The 18,360-nt window shown below is 46.0% G+C and carries 19 protein-coding genes; 1 reads left to right on the plus strand and 18 read right to left on the minus strand.

Going from position 1 to position 18,360, the window contains the following annotated elements; translation table 11 throughout:
- Positions 1 to 65: 65 nt before the first annotated feature.
- The 18 genes from AC5YBX_RS10265 to trmJ form a co-directional block, all read right to left on the minus strand.
- On the minus strand, positions 66 to 554 hold the full coding sequence (locus AC5YBX_RS10265; RefSeq protein WP_494518935.1) for a CvpA family protein: 489 nt from the start codon (positions 552 to 554) through the stop codon (positions 66 to 68).
- A 266-nt stretch (positions 555 to 820) separates the two neighbouring features.
- Positions 821 to 1,408, minus strand: coding sequence for an SPOR domain-containing protein (locus AC5YBX_RS10270; RefSeq protein ID WP_494523617.1), 588 nt, complete (start codon positions 1,406 to 1,408; stop codon positions 821 to 823).
- 6 nt (positions 1,409 to 1,414) lie between these two features.
- Positions 1,415 to 2,674 (minus strand): bifunctional tetrahydrofolate synthase/dihydrofolate synthase, encoded by a 1,260-nt coding sequence (folC, locus tag AC5YBX_RS10275; RefSeq protein WP_494523618.1) that lies wholly within the window; start codon positions 2,672 to 2,674, stop codon positions 1,415 to 1,417.
- 105 nt (positions 2,675 to 2,779) lie between these two features.
- Complete coding sequence (gene truA, locus AC5YBX_RS10280; protein WP_494518932.1) at positions 2,780 to 3,565, minus strand: tRNA pseudouridine(38-40) synthase TruA; 786 nt, start codon at positions 3,563 to 3,565, stop codon at positions 2,780 to 2,782.
- Positions 3,566 to 3,810: 245 nt separating this feature from the next.
- Complete coding sequence (locus AC5YBX_RS10285; RefSeq protein ID WP_494518931.1) at positions 3,811 to 6,624, minus strand: FimV/HubP family polar landmark protein; 2,814 nt, start codon at positions 6,622 to 6,624, stop codon at positions 3,811 to 3,813.
- A gap of 190 nt (positions 6,625 to 6,814) precedes the next feature.
- A complete protein-coding gene (locus tag AC5YBX_RS10290; RefSeq protein WP_494518930.1) occupies positions 6,815 to 7,831 on the minus strand; it encodes an aspartate-semialdehyde dehydrogenase in 1,017 nt (338 codons plus the stop codon).
- A 2-nt stretch (positions 7,832 to 7,833) separates the two neighbouring features.
- Positions 7,834 to 8,964, minus strand: coding sequence for a 4-phosphoerythronate dehydrogenase (locus tag AC5YBX_RS10295; protein WP_494523619.1), 1,131 nt, complete (start codon positions 8,962 to 8,964; stop codon positions 7,834 to 7,836).
- 179 nt (positions 8,965 to 9,143) lie between these two features.
- Positions 9,144 to 9,575, minus strand: a complete 432-nt coding sequence (gene ndk, locus AC5YBX_RS10300) for a nucleoside-diphosphate kinase (RefSeq protein WP_110458879.1) — start codon at positions 9,573 to 9,575, stop codon at positions 9,144 to 9,146.
- A gap of 227 nt (positions 9,576 to 9,802) precedes the next feature.
- Positions 9,803 to 9,997 (minus strand): Fe-S cluster assembly protein IscX, encoded by a 195-nt coding sequence (gene iscX / locus AC5YBX_RS10305; protein WP_494518928.1) that lies wholly within the window; start codon positions 9,995 to 9,997, stop codon positions 9,803 to 9,805.
- Positions 9,998 to 10,121: 124 nt separating this feature from the next.
- Positions 10,122 to 10,457, minus strand: coding sequence for an ISC system 2Fe-2S type ferredoxin (gene fdx, locus AC5YBX_RS10310; protein WP_110458878.1), 336 nt, complete (start codon positions 10,455 to 10,457; stop codon positions 10,122 to 10,124).
- Between the two features lie 8 nt (positions 10,458 to 10,465).
- Complete coding sequence (hscA, locus tag AC5YBX_RS10315; RefSeq protein WP_494523620.1) at positions 10,466 to 12,328, minus strand: Fe-S protein assembly chaperone HscA; 1,863 nt, start codon at positions 12,326 to 12,328, stop codon at positions 10,466 to 10,468.
- Between the two features lie 62 nt (positions 12,329 to 12,390).
- The gene (hscB, locus tag AC5YBX_RS10320; RefSeq protein ID WP_494518926.1) at positions 12,391 to 12,912 is read right to left on the minus strand and encodes a co-chaperone HscB; all 522 of its coding nucleotides are present in this window, start codon (positions 12,910 to 12,912) and stop codon (positions 12,391 to 12,393) included.
- A gap of 17 nt (positions 12,913 to 12,929) precedes the next feature.
- A complete protein-coding gene (iscA, locus tag AC5YBX_RS10325) occupies positions 12,930 to 13,253 on the minus strand; it encodes an iron-sulfur cluster assembly protein IscA (protein ID WP_475514173.1) in 324 nt (107 codons plus the stop codon).
- A gap of 14 nt (positions 13,254 to 13,267) precedes the next feature.
- Entirely contained in the window at positions 13,268 to 13,651 is a 384-nt protein-coding gene (gene iscU, locus AC5YBX_RS10330; RefSeq protein ID WP_494518925.1) for a Fe-S cluster assembly scaffold IscU, read from the minus strand.
- A gap of 38 nt (positions 13,652 to 13,689) precedes the next feature.
- Positions 13,690 to 14,904: an IscS subfamily cysteine desulfurase gene (locus tag AC5YBX_RS10335; RefSeq protein WP_475514174.1), complete on the minus strand. Its 1,215-nt coding sequence runs from the start codon at positions 14,902 to 14,904 to the stop codon at positions 13,690 to 13,692.
- A gap of 80 nt (positions 14,905 to 14,984) precedes the next feature.
- Positions 14,985 to 15,446: a Fe-S cluster assembly transcriptional regulator IscR gene (gene iscR / locus AC5YBX_RS10340; RefSeq protein WP_110458872.1), complete on the minus strand. Its 462-nt coding sequence runs from the start codon at positions 15,444 to 15,446 to the stop codon at positions 14,985 to 14,987.
- A 195-nt stretch (positions 15,447 to 15,641) separates the two neighbouring features.
- On the minus strand, positions 15,642 to 16,463 hold the full coding sequence (gene cysE / locus AC5YBX_RS10345) for a serine O-acetyltransferase (protein WP_494523621.1): 822 nt from the start codon (positions 16,461 to 16,463) through the stop codon (positions 15,642 to 15,644).
- 4 nt (positions 16,464 to 16,467) lie between these two features.
- Complete coding sequence (trmJ, locus tag AC5YBX_RS10350) at positions 16,468 to 17,235, minus strand: tRNA (cytosine(32)/uridine(32)-2'-O)-methyltransferase TrmJ (protein WP_494518923.1); 768 nt, start codon at positions 17,233 to 17,235, stop codon at positions 16,468 to 16,470.
- Positions 17,236 to 17,390: 155 nt separating this feature from the next.
- Between trmJ and suhB the strand changes: the two genes are divergently transcribed.
- Positions 17,391 to 18,194, plus strand: a complete 804-nt coding sequence (suhB, locus tag AC5YBX_RS10355; protein WP_475514177.1) for an inositol-1-monophosphatase — start codon at positions 17,391 to 17,393, stop codon at positions 18,192 to 18,194.
- Positions 18,195 to 18,360: the final 166 nt, after the last annotated feature.

The raw sequence follows: 18,360 nt of genomic DNA on the forward strand, positions 1-18,360 counted from the left end.
ATTATTATTGTCGAGCCCTGATCAGAAAGAATCACTGCATCAGGTCACATAGGCTGTAAGCATTATTATATTTTGGGTACAAAGCTTGAGGTGTTTTCCACATAGTCAAAAAACCATTGGATAACCACGCCAAATTCGGGAACCAATTGTGAACTGCGCCACCAATCGGTATTGGGTGCTCCGGTAAAAGCATCCATAAAAAACAACATCGCGCTGACAATCAAAGCACCTCTTAATGCACCAAAACAGAGACCTAATACCCTATCGGTACCAGATAAGCCTGTTTTAGCCACTAATTGGCCAATAAGATAGTTAACGAGCGCGCCTAGAATTAAGGTAGAAATGAATAAAATAGCAATGGCAATCCCGTTGCGAACCATTTCATCTTGCATCTGAGTGAGGTAGACCGCGAGATCAGCATAAAACTGACTCGCAACGAAAAAAGCTGCAAACCATACCACAAGTGACATAGCTTCTTTGACAAAGCCACGGAGCAGACTGATGACAGTCGATAATCCGATAACAGCGATAATGGCGTAATCGATCCAAACCATTGAATTAGGTGATCCAGCAATAGCATTAAGACGGCGCGATCTTACCAGAGACTGAAGACATTCTCACCCCCTAGGCCCACTTAAAAGCAATTAAGTTTATCCTGAATAAAAGACACTGAATTCATAAAAATTGACAACACATTAACCCTAAAGCGAATTATTTTGCATAACTAAAACGCCGAGATATTAAGGTCTCGGCGTTGTTTAAGTATGATCACAAAAGGACTTAAGGTTACCCCCCCTAACTTCGCGATACGTTGAGCACACTACTCAACTGGATTATAACTGACCACAGCAGATTTAAGTTCAGTCAGCTTATCCAGCTCTTTTTGTAATCGTTGCAACTTAGCTTTAGAGATATCAGGACCGACAAACACCTTAGTTAACTCACCGTCCACAGGGGTTTGCGGCAAGGTATAAGCTCTAAATCCTTTGGATCTTAAGCGTTTAACCAATGCATTCACATTAGCGGCATTTTTAAAGCTGCCTAATTGCAAGGTATAGGCGCTGCTAGTCAGGCTCTGCTCGACCTTGGCAGGCTTTGGCTTAGACGCGATTGACGTCACACTGGGCTTATCGGCGTCACTGGAAAGAACCTCTGGTTCTGCCGCGGAAAATTGCGCAGCTTCATCGGTTAAATCGATAGCCTTGTACTCCGGCGATGTGTCGAGGTTCATCTCAACGGCTGGGCGAAGTGGTATCTCACTAAACTGCTCTTCTTGCTGCTGTTTCTTACCGTCGAGGATATCAGGCAGAAAAATGACCCCTAGCGCCACCAACACAATCACCCCAACCAGACGATTTTGAAACTGACTGGATAAGATTTTTTGTTTAACTTCTATTTCTTCGTCCACGTTGATTCACCCAAGGTGTAAATGTTTAAACTCTGCCACAGTGTAAAAGGAGCCAAACACAATTACCACATCATCATCGCAGATATTAACACTGAGTGCTTTATATGCTTGCTCAATTGATTCAAATGGATAGCCTTTACTGTCTGGCGGTAGACAGGCCATTAACTGCGTCGCCTTAGCACTGCGTGGACAATCTAAATCAGTAAAATACCACACATCAATCACCTCACTGAGGCTTGCAATGACCGCCTGGCAATCTTTATCTTTCAGCATGCCACACAGAGCCACAATGCGCTTATCGCGATAAACCTCAAGTCTTTGTGCTAAATACCGCGCTGCATGGGGGTTGTGGGCCACATCGAGTAATGTGATGGGAGCATCATGAAATAACTCTAAGCGCCCGCTCAAGCGCGCTTGTTGTAATCCTGTAAACAGATGCGATTTATCTATCGTTGGTAATAGCTGCTCAACCACTGCCAGCGCGGTCGCGGCATTGGGTAATGGCAGTTGTACCGGTGGTAAGTTATTAAGTTGCCATTGCACGCCGCTGAAATGCCAACCCTTATCGTCTTGATGATAATTAAAATCCTCACCGACACGAATAAGCTGGGCGCCCACTTGGTTTGCGACTTCAATAACCGATGTGGGTAAATCTGCATCACCGACCACCAATGGCCGCCCCGCTCGGCAAATTCCCGCTTTTTCTCGCCCGACCAGCTCACGGGTATCACCGAGATACTCTTGATGATCGATATCGATTGAGGTGATCACGCTAATATCGGCATCGATCATGTTGGTTGCATCTAAGCGCCCGCCGAGCCCCACTTCAAGCAGCACCAGATCCAGGGCCGATTGTTTAAAAAGAGATAAACCTGCTAGCGTGGCATATTCAAAAAAGGTCAGCGAAATATCGCCTCTAGCACTATCGATAGCGCAAAAGGCATCAATCAAATCACGATCGCTAACGTCGACCCCAGCAATGCGCACTCGCTCGTTATATTTCAGCATGTGGGGCGAGCTATACACACCCACTTTCCATCCTGCCGCCGCCATCATCTGCTCTATCATCACGCATGTAGTGCCTTTGCCATTAGTACCGGCAACTGTGACGATTTTAGTATTGCCTAACTGGGTTAAGCCCATAGCTTTAGCCACTTGCGACACGCGCCCTAAACCCATGTCGATCTCTGTCGGATGAATAGACAATAAGTGCGCTAGCCAAGACTCAAGGCTCGATTGCTGATTGGGTAACAGGATAGATGACATACAAGACTCGTACTAGTAATGAAAAGATAAAGCGACGTAATATTGTTCGCGCCGCAGGTCACGGTGATGAACTACCGTGGTGAACACCACGCGCAGCAAAAAAACTTAATCGAGCATAAACAGTGGCCCAAGCGCTAATTTTGGCAACTGATAAGCGTCAGGGTACGTCACATCGACTAAATACAAACCATTGGGCTTAGCGGTGGCGGCAGCTTGTGTTCGATCCTTAAGTGCTAATAAACGTTCAATCCAACTTATGGGCTGGCGTCCGTATCCCACTTCAAGCAACGATCCGACAATATTGCGCACCATATGATGCAAAAATGCATTGGCTTTAATGTCGACACAAATATACATACCTTGGCGCGTAACATTGACTTCATGCACGCAACGAAATGGGGTATTTGATTGGCATTGTATCGCCCTGAAACTGGTAAAATCTTGCTCGCCCAACAAGAACTGTGCCGCCTGATGCATCTTATTTTCATCGATATCGCCCGGATAATGACTCACGCCTGCGCGTAAGATCCCAGGACGAAGCTGATGATTATAAATCATATAACGATAGCGGCGTGCGGTTGCGCTGAAACGGGCATGAAACTCATCATTAACCTCTTGGGCCCAGCGCACGGCAATATCATCGGGCAAGTTAACGTTAACGCCCAAGGTCCAAGCACTGAGTTTACGGCTAGCATTGGTGTCAAAGTGCACCACTTGCCCAGTAGCATGCACGCCGGCATCGGTGCGCCCCGCGCATTGAATCGCTATTGGCTCATTGGCAACGATTGAGAGTGCTCGTTCAAGTTGCGCCTGAACCGAATCAACTTCGGCTTGACGCTGCCAGCCAAAATAGCGACTGCCATCATATTCGATACCTAATGCTACGCGCATAAAATACCAATCCTTATATCAATTAAAATTGTGCTAGGCGCGCGATTCTAGCATAACGTGCTAACGAACTGGACAAATAACTCTAGCCAAACAGGGCTAGCGCAACAGCATTAATTCAAAACACGATATTAATCCATTTCCCTCAGGATTAACGCTCACCTTGCGCCATAAAAAAACGGCGCGAGCGCCGTTTTTTTTGTCAGCGTGTTAGCATCATTGCCACACGCGAGGTATAGACTTATGCGTTATAGATCACTGAGCAAATGCTTAGCTTCACTTTGCTGACGCTCATTACCGTCAAGTTGCACTTCTTTGAGTAACGCCTTTGCGCTGTCCATATCGTCTATCTCGATATAAGCACGGGCTAAGTCAAGTTTGGCATTAACCGAGTTTTCCTCATCATCAACATCGACCATGGTGGTACTGCCCATCAAATCATCGAGCTCGCCCATATCGACATTGAGCTCTTTATATTGGTCAACATCACTCAAATCTTCATTAGCTTCATTTAATAATCTATCGATATCGATAAAGCCATTATCTTGTTGAAACGCAGTCAGATCGTGCTCGGCAACCGCTTGCGTAGGTTTCGCGTCACCTTGTTGCGCATCTAGCGCAGCTAATGCCTCATCAACAGTCAAGTTATCATCGTCGTCAAGTGTTAATGACAGTTCATCGTCTAATGGATCATCGAGCGAGTTAATATCCGTTGTAGTCTCTGCGCCTTGAAGAGCAATAGCATTATCCCATTCGAGGATGTTATCGGCGACGCGCTTATTACCTTTTAAATCATCAAAAAATCCCGAATCATTTTTGGTTTTGCCCTCTTTAGTATCAACCGACTCAAGGTCTGCCAACAGATCATCGAGCGACACATCATCACTCGGGAGGGCAAGCTCTATGGCATCATCTTCGTCTGTAGAACTCGGCGTGTGATCTATTGGAAATGATTCAAACTCCAACGGCTCAGCCGTACTGCCACGCTTAAGTGGTGTATCGAGCTCGGTGTTGCTAGCCTCTGTGTCATCGGCCGCTGTAGCATCGCTATTGTCAACACTGCCAAAGTCAGCAAGTAAAGTATCTAGATCGGCTTCCTGCGATGCTATAGGCTCATCTTCGGCTAACTCGGCAGCAATTTGCTCGGCAACATCTTGCTTATCCGAGTCAAAATCCACCTCTTCAATTAAGGCGTCCGTGGTTAACGCTTCGCTAGCGACTTCTTCTACCACAAACTCTTCTACTTGCTCATTATTATCCGAGGTAGGTGCTATCTCTTGTGATGGTACACTTTCGTTATCATCTGCATCAAAAGGCACCTCTTCGATTAAGCTATCATTGGCTAACGTTGTGGCGGTTGGCGCAATCGCGTCCCCCCCCATCTCTTCGATTAATGATTCTTCGTTAGCTGGTGCATTTATTGACGTATCAAACTCGGCCAACAGGCTGTCTAAATCGGCATCATCAAAGCTCGAATCGTCGTTATCTTGTTCAAGTTCATGGGCTATCTGCTGTGATAGGTCTTCGTTATCTTCTTGCACATTCCCCTGTTCAGGGGCATCAAATTCCGCTAATAATGCATCAAGATCGGCTTTGGCATCCACTGTAGCGCTTGTTTCTGATGTATTGCCTGACTCTGCCGCCGAACTATCGAAGCTCGCAAGCATGGCATCAAGATCCGTTTCGTCAGCAGATGACGCAGCTTCGCTGGCAGCAGGTTCAGAGTTATCCATATTGGCTAATAACGAATCGAGATCATCTTGCTCTATAACACCATTAAAGGTCTCTTCTTCTTGTTCGCCCATAGCTTCGGCCCAAAGATCATCTAATGATTGGCCTTCTTCCTCTTGGGGATCGCTTGACACGCTATCGGTGTCGATAAACATCTCTTGAGCCATATCGAGTTGTTCTGAGTCATCGCTTAAATCGCTCTCAGATTTTAGCGTGTCATTATCGACACTCATTAAGGATGCTAACGTATCGGCTTCATCATCAAGGTGTACCGCAACTGACTCATCAGCATCATTGCTAGGAGCAATAGCCTGAGTTGCGGCCATCTCTGGTGCATTTTGAGCTGACACATCAGTATTTGCTTGAGTCTCTTCCGTGCTCGCGTTACGACGCTTTAACATGAGCGCCACAATCAGTAATAGCAATAATGCAGGAACAGCGGCAGCAAGGCCGATATACAGTGGATTACTCATTATGGTACGCCAGCTGTCACCCGTTTGTGCAACTTGCTCTACTGGCTCAACAGCTGTTAACTCCTGATTAAGTAATGCAACTTGATTACTCAGCTCCGCCTTTTGCTCTTTTTGGATCAGTAAGGCTTCTTCTAATTCGGCGACTCTGGCATCGAGCTGATCAATTCTATCTTGCAGAACTTGGTTATCATTGGCGGCCAGATTGAGCTTGTCTTCGGCACGTGCCAATTCATCGGTTAATGATAAATTTTTTGCTTGTTGAGCCTCTAATTTGGCACTAATCGCTGTCAACTGCGGGTGCGGTACTTCAGCTTGATTGACTTCGACAACGCTCGCTGTACTCTTAGCTGCTGTGCTAGTTGCTGGCGAAACAGGCATGAGTGTTGGCTTCGCTGGCTCAACTTTTGGTGGCCTCGGGCTTGTAGGCTGAGGCGATACAGGTAGGGGTTTCGCGGTTTGAGACTTAGCCTGTTGCCAACCAGCATCGTTAGTCTGTGCCAGTTGCTTTGCTAAACTCTTAGGAATTGCTGCCATCACGGCTTTGGATGGGATCAATAAAATCATGCCTTTTTCAAGGCTGTTGTAATTATTACTGGCAAACGCATGGGGGTTTGCCTCGTAAATTGCCGCCATCACTTGATATACGGTGACACTGTCATCGGGACGCGTTTTTTGTGCGATGCTCCAAAAAGTATCAGCGAACGTTGTTGGGCCATACTGCCGGATCATCTGACGCTGCTCGCCGTCGGGTCCAGTAATTTTGAGAGGCTCAGCCGCCGATAAAAGACCCGATGTAGCAGTGAGAATAACAAGAACACTGGCAATGAAGCCAGCGAGGTGCGATGTGCGAAGGTTCATCCATTCTTCCCTTTCAAGCGGAGTAATACTGCAAGTTGGCAGCATGCTTTAGGCAATTGTATTTATTGAGATTACTATAAACCAGAATTTCATGCCCTGCTACTGTTCACGATTTAAAATCAAGTAACAACAGCAAAAAAGCCTGCAATATGCAGGCTTTTTAAAGTAAACCTTATAAAAGGTCCATAAATTAATAATAATCCCTGATCAACACCTCGGCGATCTGCACACTATTGAGTGCCGCGCCTTTTCTGATATTGTCAGAGACGATCCACAAATTAATGCCGTTAGGATGCGAAATATCTTTGCGTACTCGGCCAACATACACAGGATCGCTACCAGCCGAGTCGGTTACTGCCGTTGGGTAGTCATCATCAGACTCAAACAACTCAACACCTGGAGCATCGCGTAATACCGCTTTAACCTCTTCAGCATCAACCGCTTGCACCGTTTCCAAATGCACAGCTTCTGAGTGACCATAAAATACCGGTACCCGCACTGCGGTGGGGTTTACTTCAATTTGGCTATCACCAAATATTTTTTGGGTCTCCCACACCATTTTCATCTCTTCTTTGGTGTAGCCATTATCCATAAACACATCAATTTGCGGTAATACGTTAAAGGCGATCTGTTTAGAATACGCCTGTGGTTCAACAGGCAAGCCTTGCAGTAACTTAGCACATTGATTCGCTAACTCTTCAATGGCTTGCTTACCAGAACCCGACACCGACTGATAAGTCGCCACGTTAATACGTGAAATGCCAAAGGCATCGTAAATGGGCTTAAGTGCCACTAACATCTGGATAGTAGAGCAATTGGGGTTAGCGATGATATTGCGATTACGGAAATCAGCAATCGCCTGCGGATTCACTTCAGGAACCACTAACGGCACATCAATGTCATAGCGAAAATGTGAAGTGTTATCGATAACAACACACCCTTGCTCGGCCGCAATAGGCGCCCATTTAGCAGAGACATCACCACCGGCAGAGAAAAAGCCTATTTGCGCTTGCGACCAGTCGAAAGTGTCAACATCTAAAATTTCGACCTGTTTACCGTGGAATGTTACCGTATCACCAGCGCTGCGACTGCTGGCTAATGGGTACAAATTCGCGACGGGAAAGTTGCGCTCTTCGAGGATCTCAATCATTGTTTGACCCACGGCACCCGATGCACCTAATACGACTACGTTATATTCCTGCGACATAATTACAGACCGACTCCTGAAAAACCTAATTTGAGCACCCAATCTACATCAGAACCAGCATGATTGGCTAGCCTTAACGCACTAAATTCGCGCCTATGTTTATGATTTTTTCTCATTAGGTCAAAGCCATCATGATTAAGGAAGCGGTTGCGAAAAACCAAGTCGTCATCACGTAGGTCATAAACCAGTCTAACTAGGCTCAATAATGCGTTTTCATCGGGAACTGACGCTGGAGTTAATTGCTGACTCCACAAGGGGGGCAGCAGCGCATCCATCGACTTATGGGCAGTTAACCCTAAATGTGCCATCAACGCTTTATACAGCATAAAAGTACCGCGGGCCTTACCTTCGAGGCTGTAACCTGCAATATGCGGGGTAGCAATCTCAACATAAGGTACCAGCTCGGCCATTGGGTGGGGCTCGCCCTCCCAGACATCGAGTACCACTTTGAGGTCATCACGCTGCTGTTTAATCCTTATCAATGCGCGATTATCAATCACCTCACCCCGGCAGCAGTTCAGCAACCAGCAATCGGGGCGGAGACTGGCTAATCGCGCCTCATCGAACAGGTACCAAGTGGGATACGAACCGCTTTTTGTTAACGGCACATGTAAAGAGATCACATCACAACGGTTAATAAGTTCCTCTAGGGTCACAAAGGTACGCGGATCATCTGATTCGGCCAACAATGGATCATGTAGTAGTACCTTAACACCATACGCCTGCAAGCACTTTTGCAGCGCCGAGCCAGTATTACCTGCGCCAATAATGCCAACCGTCTTGTGTTTTAACGGCTGTTCAAAACGCCGTGCTAGCTCAAGCATGGCAATAAAAGCATACTCACCCACCGCAGTGGCATTACATCCTGGGGCATTGGTATAGCAGATATCACGCTCAGATAAATAAGCTTGATCGAGATGGTCCATGCCAATGGTTGCGCTACCAACAAATTGGAGTTGCGTATTCAAGGCTAACAATTGGCGATTAACTTGGGTAACGGAGCGCACTAGCAGCACATCGGCATCACGCACCTGCTCAGGCGTGAGTTTACGTCCATCAACACACACCACCTCACCTATATCGGCAAACAAGGCTTCAACATAAGGCATGTTTTCATCGGCTAGGATCTTCATCGATATCTCATCTACTTGTTAAACATGGGTAAAGTATATTGCTGCCATTAAACTCTCGCCTAGATGGCCAGATGGATTGTCATAACAACCAATCACATCGAGCTTATTTTGCCTTAAAAACCAGAGACAAAAAAGGAGCCACTTAGGCTCCTTTTATAGCATTAATGCACACGCTCAAATTAACGAGTACGTGGGCAAAGTTCTTCAGTGCTGAAGAAGTATGCAATTTCACGTTCGGCAGATGCAACTGAATCTGAACCGTGAGCTGCATTCTCGTCGATGCTTTCTGCGAAATCAGCGCGGATAGTACCAGGAGCAGCTTCAGCTGGGTTGGTCGCACCTAAGATTTCACGGTGAGCTAGTACTGCGTTTTCGCCTTCTAGTACTTGAACAACGATTGGACCAGAAGTCATGAATTCAACAAGGGCACCAAAGAAAGGACGCTCGCTATGCTCAGCGTAAAAACCTTCTGCTTGTTCTTTGCTTAGGTGAACCATTTTAGAAGCGATGATTTTAAGGCCAGCTGTTTCAAAACGGTTATAGATAGCACCAATGTGGTTTTTAGCAACTGCATCAGGCTTAATGATAGAAAAAGTACGTTCGATAGCCATGTCTAGCTTCCTTTAATAAACAGGTTTTAAAAAATTCGCGCGGATTATACGAAATTAATCGACAAAAACCTACCTTTAAATAACAAGATTACTCAAGCAATAAGCATACTGCGGCGAGATTATCGCTCTATAAATATCAGATGGCCCCATCAGCAAGCCGCTTTGAAAACAGCGGTTCTAGCCTCTAGGCGTAAGCCACTCGAGTAATCACAGCTAATTAAACGCGCTTAATCGTATTCGTTAATCCAGCAGCTCTGTATCGCCTCTAAAATACGCTCATTACAATGCTCCGGGTCATCATCAAAATCATCAAGCTCGAGTACCCACTGGCGTAAATCGGTGAATCGGATCTGCTGTGGGTCGACATTAGGGTGGGCTTCTAAAAGTGACAAGGCAATATCGAGAGAATCGATCCATTTCATCGGTTTGTTCCTATCAAATGATCATGCTAAAAGCATAGTCGTTATCCTATTTTCGGCGCATAAAAAAGCCAGTCTATTGACTGGCTTCAGGTTGACTAGCGGATAAATAAGGTCGTAATAAACACTAACCTTCGCTGACCATGTTAATGGTGTACTTAGGTATATCCACCACCAGATCGCAATCAGGCACGCGAGACTGACAAGAGAGGCGACTCTCTGGTTCTAGTCCCCAGGCTTTATCTAACATATCATCTTCCAGCTCATCGCTTTCTTCAAGTTGATCAAAGCCTTCACGAATGATCACGTGACAAGTTGTGCAAGCACAAGACTTCTCACATGCATGTTCAATATGAATACCGTTACGTAATGCAACATCCAGAACGGTTTCACCTTGCTGTGCTTCAACTACCGCCCCATCAGGACATAACTCTTCATGGGGTAAAAAAACTATTTGCGGCATACTCTTACCTATATATTGTCAACCGACTGGCCCTTAAGTGCCAACCGAATAGAATTGTCCATACGTTTTGCGGCGAAAGTTTGACTTGCATTATCTAACGCTTCAATCGCTTTTTCGATCGCATCTGCATCGCCCTGCGCCGCAGTTTGTGCCAAATGAGCTATACCTTGTTCGATGGCTGCGGCTTCCTCGGCAGATAACAGCTCACTGTCTTTGGCCAAAGCTGCCGAAAGAGACTCTAGCACTCGCGCGGCCTCCACTTGCTGCTCTGCCGCCATGCGACGTTCAATATCTTCCTTCGCATGCGCCATTGAATCTTTGAGCATCGAACCAATTTCTTCATCGGTCAATCCAAATGAAGGTTTAACTTGGATCGTTGCCTGAACCCCTGATGATTTTTCCATTGCTGTAACGCTGAGCAACCCGTCGGCATCCACTTGGAAAGTAACCCGAATATGCGCCGCCCCGGCGGCCATCGGCGGGATACCTTTTAAGGTGAAACGCGCAAGCGAGCGGCAATCAGCCACTAATTCACGTTCCCCCTGCACCACATGAAATGCCATCGCCGTTTGACCATCTTTAAAGGTGGTAAACTCTTGCGCTCTGGCGACAGGAATAGTGGTATTACGTGAAACAACCTTTTCAACCAGCCCGCCCATGGTTTCAATCCCTAACGACAGGGGTAATACATCAAGCAATAATAGATCGGAGTCAGGTTTATTGCCCACCAAAATATCGGCTTGTATTGCGGCGCCAATAGCCACGACGCGATCGGGATCGATTGATGTTAAAGGCTGACGACCAAAAAACTCAGCCACACGTTGACGCACAAGCGGCACGCGTGTCGAGCCACCCACCATCACCGTTTCTAACACTTCTTCGGCTTTAATGCCGGCATCGCGCAAAGCGCGACGGCAACTGGCGATGGTCTTCTTAACCAATGACTCAATGATCGCATCAAACTGCGCTTTGGTCACCGTTTGTTGTAATTGACGTCCGTCAGCAAGCTGCAAATGCGCTAGCGTACTATCGTCTTCAGTCAATGCCTCTTTGACACGGCGGCTTTCAATTAATAACCCACGGCGTTCTTGCGCTGTTAAGCTGCTTAATTGCCAATGATCTTGCAGGTGCTGTGCTAATGCGTGGTCGAAATCATCGCCCCCCAGCGCCGAGTCACCGCCGGTGGCCATCACTTCAAACACCCCTCTATTGAGACGTAAAATAGAGATGTCAAAGGTGCCACCACCTAAATCATAAATGGCAATCATTCCCTCTTGGCCAGAATCTAAGCCGTAGGCAATAGCTGCTGCGGTTGGCTCGTTAAGTAAACGTAATACTTTAATACCAAGCAGACCCGCTGCATCTTTAGTACCTTGACGCTGTGCATCATCAAAATACGCAGGCACAGTGATCACTACACCCTCAAGCGATCCGCCTAAGGTTTTTTCAGCGCGTTCAACTAAAGGCTTTAAAATTTCGGCAGAAATTTGAATCGGATTATATTGACCACCAGCCGTATTAAATAATGGCAGACCATTAGTACTGGCAGAAAATTGATAAGGTAACGATTGATCTTGTGCTTGAATATCATCCAAGCTGCGGCCCATGAAACGCTTAACAGAAACAACCGTATTGAGCGGATCTTGAGCTGAATATCGCTCGGCTTCTACACCGACCTGTACGCCCTCTGGTGTAAAACGCACTACAGAGGCAAGTGCATGACGTCCGGTTTCATCGGCAAGGGTATCTGCCACGCCACTGCGAACAGCAGCGACTAAAGAATTGGTGGTGCCTAAATCGATCCCGACTGCCAGTCTATGTTGATGGGGTGCTGCGCTTAGTCCGGGTTCAGCTATCTGCAAAAGTGCCATATCTATCCAACTTAAAAAATAAAGGCTCAATAGATATTGAGCCAATCAACAATTATTCGCCTCTAAAAAAGAGCATCTTCAGCTCTAGCGAGTTCATCTTGCAATTTCGCCATGAACTTGAGTTTGCGGATCAGATCCGCCGCATTAACCAAGTCTTGTTGATCATCACTACCGATAAGCTGACTCATTTGCACTGTTATCTGCTCTCGATAGCTAGCAAACGAGTGATGTAATTGATCGATTAGCGCATCGGGATCATCACAATGCTTGATCGCTTCAAGCGATTCACGCCATTCCATCTGCTGCATTAAAAACTGGGTGTCTTTAACCGTAGTGGACTCGTGACTCAGATCGATTCCTTTCAAGCTCAGCATATGTTCGGCACGTAAAATAGGATGCTTTAACGTGTTATACCCATCATTCACCTGCGCAGTGCGCTGTACGGCAATACGTTTGTCTTGCTCGCTGGCATTAGCAAACTTGTCAGGATGCACCGTCCGCTGCAGATCGCGATAGCGTTCTGCAAGCAAGACAGTGTCGAGGTCATATACAGGCGATAAACTAAACAACTCAAAGTAGTTCATGTATTTAGATTCGGTAGTTAGACTGTAAAGCTTTCGCCACAGCCACACTCCCCTTTAGCGTTAGGGTTATTAAACTGAAATCCTTCATTGAGTCCTTCTTTAATGAAGTCTAACTCGATACCTTGAAGGTAGATAAAGCTTTTGGCATCAATGATGATTTTTACCCCATCGATATCAAAGACTTCATCATCGGCATTCAGATCATCAACAAACTCAAGTATGTAAGCCATACCTGAACATCCTGAGGTTTTTAGCCCCAAACGTAATCCAATACCTTTCCCGCGACTGGCCAAAAAGCTTTTCACCCTTTCGGCAGCCGCTGGAGTCATCGTTATTGCCATGTTAACTCCGAATATTACTTCTGATGCTTAGACTTGTAGTCTTCTAACGCCGCTTTAATCGCATCTTCTGCCAAAATTGAGCAGTGGATTTTAACAGGCGGTAATGCAAGCTCTTCAGCAATATCCGTATTTTTAATCGCTTGCGCTTGTTCAATAGTTTTACCTTTTACCCACTCGGTTACTAATGAACTTGACGCAATCGCACTGCCACAACCATACGTTTTAAACTTTGCATCTTCGATAATACCGTTATCGTCGATTTTAAGTTGTAACTTCATCACGTCACCACAGGCAGGTGCACCGACCATACCAGTAACCACTGTTGGGTCGTTTTTGTCGAATGAACCTACGTTACGTGGGTTCTCATAATGATCTATTACTTTTTCACTGTAAGCCATGATTCTGCTCCAATCGCTCTATTCGTTTATTAGCCGGATTAATGATGTGCCCATTCAACCTGAGACAGGTCAACGCCATCTTTAAACATCTCCCACAATGGAGACATCTCCCTTAAGTGACCAATAGACTTGTTAATGGTCTCTATCGCGTGGTCAATCTCTTCTTCTGTAGTGAAACGACCAATTGAGAAACGGATTGAGCTATGCGCCATTTCATCGTTTAGTCCTAACGCTCGAAGCACATAGCTTGGCTCCAAGCTTGCTGATGTACAGGCCGAACCTGACGAAACAGCCAAATCTTTCAATGCCATCATCAACGACTCACCTTCAACAAAGTTAAAGCTGACATTAAAGATGCCGCAGTATCCCTGTTCTACATCGCCATTAATATAGGTTTCTTCGATATCTTTGATACCGTCCCATAATCTGTCGCGTAAGCGGCGAATGCGCGCGTTATCCGCTTCCATGTCAGCTTTGGCTACGGCAGCCGCTTCACCCAAACCGACAATTTGGTGTGTCGCCAATGTACCACTGCGCATACCGCGTTCATGACCACCGCCATGCATAATCGCTTCTAAACGGATACGTGGTTTACGACGCACATAAAGCGCACCAATGCCTTTAGGACCGTACATTTTATGGCCTGAAATCGACATCAAATCGACTTTGCTTTTCTGTAAATCGATAGGCAATTTACCCGCACTCTGCGCAGCATCGACATGGAAAATCACTTTCTTTGCACGGCACAATTCGCCAATCGCATCGATATCATGAATGACACCAAGTTCATTGTTAACGTGCATCAGGCTAAGTAAGATAGTGTCTTCACGCATCGCCGCTTCAATTTTTTCTAGCGGGATAATGCCGTTAGCACCTGGCTCTAGGTAAGTCACTTCATACCCTTCACGCTCTAGCTGACGGCAGGTATCGAGTACGGCTTTGTGTTCGGTCTTGCTGGTGATGATGTGCTTACCCTTTTTATGATAAAAATGGGCAACACCTTTAATGGCTAGGTTGTCAGATTCTGTCGCGCCAGAGGTAAATACAATCTCGCGCGGATCGGCATTAATTAGCTCAGCAATCTGGTTACGAGCAATATCAACCGCTTCTTCGGCTTGCCAACCATAGCGATGCGAACGTGATGCTGGGTTACCAAAAATGCCATCCATCGTCAGGCATTGCATCATTTTTTCTGCAACACGAGGATCGACTGGCGTTGTTGCAGCATAATCTAAATAAATAGGAAGCTTCATCTCACACTCCGTACTTAGCGGACTAACACAGACCGCTTACCACGTACAAAAATAAATATTAGTTAAATAACAAAGTTAACTTAGGCAGTTACTCTTTGTTCCTGTTGTATTTTGTCCTGTTTAATTGAGATAAATTGAACATCTCGCTTGTTCATCAATCCGGCAAGACTAATGCCATTTAAAAAATCTGAAATCTGTTTGCTTAAATCACCCCAAAGTGAATGGGTTAGACAGCGAGTTCCACTTTGGCAATTTCCCAGACCTTGGCAACGGGTGGCATCAACAGACTCATCCACCGCTCTGACGACCATACCAACCGATATTTCACCGGCGTCAAATCCTAGACGATAACCACCGCCAGGACCTCTTACGCTCGAGACTAATCCATGTTTACGTAATTTAGCGAAGAGTTGCTCAAGATAGGATAGGGAGATTCCCTGACGTTCGGAGATGTCAGCTAACGGCACTGGGCCAGATGTAGAATGCATAGCAACGTCTAACATTGCCGTTACTGCATAGCGCCCTTTTGAAGTAAGTTTCATAGCTACCACTGCTCTCTAAAATGCATAGGTCAATTCAACCATACTTGAGTAATTCAGTCAAGTATAAAACCTAGCAGTTTAGTCAGGTATTTAAGATGATAACGAAACAGATAAAATACCCTGATTCATTAGTGGGGTATTTAACCTGTTTCGCCCGCAAGATTCAATGTCACGAGACAATTAATCTGATTTTTCTTAAATTATGGGATCAAACTCATCAATCGCATGTTGGCGCTTTTCTGCAGCGGCTTGTTCTACATCGCTAAACTCATCGACATCAAGCTCAGGCAGACGCTCGGTGCAGACACTGCCGCCCATGCTTTGTACTGCTTGACACACCTCTTGAACTTTAGAGTCCATTAGGTGCATGTGATCGAGCATCTGGCCGATAGCATTGGCAACCGGATCGGGGTTATCAGGTGACACAGCATAAGCATCGAAACCGTACTTTTTGGCCATTTCGGTGCGGCGCAGGGCATGTTCTTTGGATTTCTCCGTTGGTTTAGCCACCACTCTTGCGGGGATGCCCACCACAGTCGTGTCTTTAGCCACTTCCTTAACCACCACAGAATTTGACCCCACGCGAGCACCATCGTGCATAGTGATCGGCCCCAGAATCTTGGCACCAGCCCCAATCACCACATTGTCACCCAAGGTTGGGTGACGTTTACCCGCTTGCCATGTTGTGCCCCCCAAGGTCACGGCATGATAAAGGGTACAATCATTGCCAATTTCAGCCGTTTCACCAATCACAACCCCCATACCATGGTCGATAAAAAACCGATCCCCAATGGTCGCGCCAGGATGGATCTCGACTCCCGTTAACCAGCGAGAAAACGTCGATATCGCTCGAGCCGTTAGGCGCCATTTGCGTTTCCATAATTTATGACTCAGCCGATGTATCCAAATTGCTTGCATACCTGGGTAGTTCATTAATATCTCTAAGGTGCTATTTGCCGCAGGGTCTCTGTGATAAATAGACTCGATATCGTCTTTAATTCTGGATATGACGCCCATGGACTTAATCTTCCTTTTTAACTGCTGAGTCTTGTTGCGACAGTTGCGCGTTATCGGCCAAAGACACTTTTTTATCAACAGAGGTTAAAATACCACGCAAGATATTCATCTCTTGGCTTTCAATGCGGGCACGGCTAAACAGACGACGCAGTTTAGTCATCACCTGCCCAGGGTGCTGTTTAACAATAAAACCCGTCGACAGTAACGTGTTTTCTAAATGATTAAAAAAGTTCTCTTGCTCTTTTGCCAGCGGATATTCAACGTGCTCAACTGCCTCTGGCGACTGATTAAGAAAAGCAACACGCGCTTCATAACAGATGATTTGCACCGCTTGCGCTAAGTTCAATGAGGTGTATTCAGGATTGGCTGGGATCGCCACATGATAGTTACACTTTTGCAGTTCTTCGTTAGAGAGGCCATTATTTTCACGACCAAATACAATCGCTACAGGCCCATTAACTGCTGAGGCGACTAATTTTTCCCCCGCCTGACGAGGATCAAGCATTGGCCAATCAAGGGTGCGACTACGGGCACTTGTGGCGATCACTAAGCTACAATCGGCAATTGCATCGGCAAGCGAATCAACCGTCACTGCATGCTTTAAGATATCAGACGCACCGGCGGCCAAAGCAACCGAGTGACCGTCTGGCGCCACTTTAGGTTCGGCTAAATATAGGGTAGATAATCCCATGGTCTTCATCGCACGAGCGGTAGAGCCAATATTACCAGGATGGGAGGTTCCTACGAGAACTACACGAATATTGCTAAGCATGAAACTCTTAATTTCTATCTATAGAACAGTGTCATTGATGGTATCACAGCGAAGTCAGATCCTTTATATAAAAATCTCTATTTGATATAACCGTAAAATCTCGTATAATGTGCGCCGATTATTTATATCTGTTCTTTAACATCCAGGGGATTGTAATGCATCCGATGCAGACTATTGCTGTGCGCGCCGCTCGCGCTGCCGGCCAAACGATTATGCGCGCCTACACCGAACTTGACCGTGTAGAAATTAGCGCAAAAGGTATCAATGACTACGTAACTAACGTGGATAAAGAAGCAGAAGCGGCCATTACATATCAGATTCGCAAGTCATACCCAGACCATACTATCGTTGCCGAAGAAGGTGGCGAGAATAAGGGCGACAATAAAGACTATATGTGGATTGTTGATCCCTTGGATGGCACTAACAACTTTGTTAGAGGCATCCCTCATTTCTCGGTATCGATTGCCGTACAATACAAAGGTAAAACCGAAGTCGCCGTAGTTTACGATCCTGTACGTGACGAGCTATTTACCGCAGTGCGTGGTAAAGGCGCAAAGTTAAACGATTTCCGTTTACGCGTAAGTAAAACTAACGACTTGAATGAAACAATTATTGCTACTGGTTTCCCATTCAAAGCCAAACAACACTCTGAAACTTACATGAAGCTATTTGCTGAAACCTTCAGCATGTGCGCCGATTTGCGCCGTGCGGGCTCAGCGGCTTTAGATCTAGCGTATGTAGCTGCTGGCCGTATGGATGCGTTTTTTGAGATCGGTCTTAAACCATGGGATATCGCTGCTGGCGATCTTATCGTGCGTGAAGCCGGTGGTACCGTTACTGACTTCACCGGTAACCATGGATATATGAATTCAGGCAACATCATTGCTGGTACGCCTAAAGCGACCGGATTACTGGTTAAAAGTTTCCGCCCATTACTTAGTGAAGCACTCAAGCGTTAATCGCCTGCATATTTCAGCTTAATAATGTGTGATAGCTTAAATACTAAACCGCCCCAATAAGGGCGGTTTTTTTTACATTTCCAAGATAACACCTTCCCACGCGAGACAGGCTAACATACCAGATACATGATTGATGCATGCTCCTTTGCTACGCACATATCCGTTT

This window comes from Shewanella sp. 492, from assembly GCF_059338445.1.

Coding starts and splice junctions, on each gene's coding strand:
- AC5YBX_RS10265 (WP_494518935.1), bottom strand. CDS start 554: ATGGTTTGGATCGATTACGCCATTATCGCTGTTATCGGATTATCGACT.
- folC (WP_494523618.1), bottom strand. CDS start 2,674: ATGTCATCTATCCTGTTACCCAATCAGCAATCGAGCCTTGAGTCTTGG.
- truA (WP_494518932.1), bottom strand. CDS start 3,565: ATGCGCGTAGCATTAGGTATCGAATATGATGGCAGTCGCTATTTTGGC.
- AC5YBX_RS10285 (WP_494518931.1), bottom strand. CDS start 6,624: ATGAACCTTCGCACATCGCACCTCGCTGGCTTCATTGCCAGTGTTCTT.
- AC5YBX_RS10290 (WP_494518930.1), bottom strand. CDS start 7,831: ATGTCGCAGGAATATAACGTAGTCGTATTAGGTGCATCGGGTGCCGTG.
- AC5YBX_RS10295 (WP_494523619.1), bottom strand. CDS start 8,964: ATGAAGATCCTAGCCGATGAAAACATGCCTTATGTTGAAGCCTTGTTT.
- ndk (WP_110458879.1), bottom strand. CDS start 9,575: ATGGCTATCGAACGTACTTTTTCTATCATTAAGCCTGATGCAGTTGCT.
- iscX (WP_494518928.1), bottom strand. CDS start 9,997: ATGAAATGGATCGATTCTCTCGATATTGCCTTGTCACTTTTAGAAGCC.
- fdx (WP_110458878.1), bottom strand. CDS start 10,457: ATGCCGCAAATAGTTTTTTTACCCCATGAAGAGTTATGTCCTGATGGG.
- hscA (WP_494523620.1), bottom strand. CDS start 12,328: ATGGCACTTTTGCAGATAGCTGAACCCGGACTAAGCGCAGCACCCCAT.
- hscB (WP_494518926.1), bottom strand. CDS start 12,912: ATGAACTACTTTGAGTTGTTTAGTTTATCGCCTGTATATGACCTCGAC.
- iscA (WP_475514173.1), bottom strand. CDS start 13,253: ATGGCAATAACGATGACTCCAGCGGCTGCCGAAAGGGTGAAAAGCTTT.
- iscU (WP_494518925.1), bottom strand. CDS start 13,651: ATGGCTTACAGTGAAAAAGTAATAGATCATTATGAGAACCCACGTAAC.
- AC5YBX_RS10335 (WP_475514174.1), bottom strand. CDS start 14,904: ATGAAGCTTCCTATTTATTTAGATTATGCTGCAACAACGCCAGTCGAT.
- iscR (WP_110458872.1), bottom strand. CDS start 15,446: ATGAAACTTACTTCAAAAGGGCGCTATGCAGTAACGGCAATGTTAGAC.
- cysE (WP_494523621.1), bottom strand. CDS start 16,463: ATGGGCGTCATATCCAGAATTAAAGACGATATCGAGTCTATTTATCAC.
- trmJ (WP_494518923.1), bottom strand. CDS start 17,235: ATGCTTAGCAATATTCGTGTAGTTCTCGTAGGAACCTCCCATCCTGGT.
- suhB (WP_475514177.1), top strand. CDS start 17,391: ATGCATCCGATGCAGACTATTGCTGTGCGCGCCGCTCGCGCTGCCGGC.